Below are 1,218 nucleotides of genomic sequence, written 5' to 3'. Positions count from 1 at the left end.
TTGGAAAAGAGTGCCCCAGCCTCAGGCACCGCGCAAGCGTCTTGGGGGTCACGGGAGCGAGTTACCCAGGAGGGCGTAGCCTTCGGTATGACACTCGCCCAGGCCGCACTGGACCACCACGAGGACGAAATTGGCCAGCGCGAGGCCGATCAGCACCAGCGCGAGGAACGGCGCGAGGCGGCCGAGGAGCGGGAAGCTCGACGGGCGGGCGCCCCGCATGTGCGAATCGCCCCCGAGGAGCGCGAGCTTCAGCGCGACGGCGGCAATGAGAGCCACCGCGATCAGGACCGACCAGACCGGCATGTGCAGCCCGAGGACCGCACTGCCGATATAGGCGTGTCCGGGGCGCGGATAGATGTCGAGGAGCGTCTGCCGCACGGCGACGACGAGGAGGAACAGGGCGAAGCCCAGCAGGATCCCGGTGTTGCGCGAGGAATACTCGTGCCGCAGGTTCTGCAGCATCGCGAAGGCGGCGCCGAACATCGCCGCCCGCTCGAGCAGGCAGAGCGGACAGGGAAGCTCGCCCTTGCCGAGCTGGAGCGCCAGCGCGGCGGCGAGGATGGCTGCGATCGTCCCGGCCGCCGCCAGCAGGAAGACGTAGTTGAGCGCCGCGATCAGCCGGTCGGAGGTGCGCATCTCAGACGGGGGCATCGGACGCCTCCGCCGGCAGCCGCACGTCGATCCAGGGCATGCGGAAGCCGTATTCGGGGCTCCAGACCTCCCAGAGGAAGAGCCATACCGCGAGCCCGAAGGCGAGGGCGGCGCAGGCGAGCGCCAGCCGCCGGCTGCCGAACCAGCCGATGCCGAGCGCCGCGAGCAGCGCCGCGAAGATCGCCGCCATCATCGGGGCGGCTCCGTCCTCAAGCGGCGACGCCCGAGAGGGAGTTGGCCTGCGCCGCCACCACCCGCACCGGGACGATGCGGCCGACGAGCTCCGGCCCGGCCGCGAGGTGCACGGCGTTGAGGTAGGGCGAGCGGCCGGCCATCTGGCCCGGCAGGCGGCCGGGCTTCTCGATCAGGACCGGCAGGGTGCGGCCGACGAGATGCTGCTGGAAGGCGCGCTGCTGCCGGTCGAGCAGCCGCTGGAGGCGCTGCAGCCGGTCGGAGCTCTCGGCCGGGTCGACGCCCGGGCGGCCGGCGGCGGGCGTTCCCGGCCGAGGGGAGTAGGCGAAGGAATAGGCCTGGGCGTAGCCGACGGCTTCGACGAGCGCGAGCGTC

At 72.1% G+C, this 1,218-nt stretch carries 3 protein-coding genes; all 3 read right to left on the bottom strand.

Annotated features, from left to right (window positions below):
• Positions 1 to 48: 48 nt before the first annotated feature.
• The gene (locus tag Q0112_RS18960) at positions 49 to 651 is read right to left on the bottom strand and encodes a disulfide bond formation protein B (protein ID WP_297977643.1); all 603 of its coding nucleotides are present in this window, start codon (positions 649 to 651) and stop codon (positions 49 to 51) included.
• Positions 638 to 844: a hypothetical protein gene (locus tag Q0112_RS18955; RefSeq protein WP_297977641.1), complete on the bottom strand. Its 207-nt coding sequence runs from the start codon at positions 842 to 844 to the stop codon at positions 638 to 640. Before Q0112_RS18955 ends, Q0112_RS18960 begins: the two co-directional genes overlap by 14 nt.
• 16 nt (positions 845 to 860) lie before the next feature.
• The coding region (locus tag Q0112_RS18950; protein ID WP_297977640.1) for a TRAM domain-containing protein at positions 861 to 1,218 on the bottom strand (358 nt) is incomplete at its 5' end.

Source organism: uncultured Amaricoccus sp. (assembly GCF_937858865.1).
Taxonomy (GTDB): domain Bacteria; phylum Pseudomonadota; class Alphaproteobacteria; order Rhodobacterales; family Rhodobacteraceae; genus Amaricoccus.
The sequence above is the reverse complement of the archived record's forward strand: the minus strand, read 5'-3'. Positions and strand labels throughout refer to the sequence as shown.

Excerpts from the sequence above, each read along its gene's own strand:
- Q0112_RS18960 (WP_297977643.1), bottom strand. The coding sequence starts at position 651 with ATGCCCCCGTCTGAGATGCGCACCTCCGACCGGCTGATCGCGGCGCTC.
- Q0112_RS18955 (WP_297977641.1), bottom strand. The coding sequence starts at position 844 with ATGATGGCGGCGATCTTCGCGGCGCTGCTCGCGGCGCTCGGCATCGGC.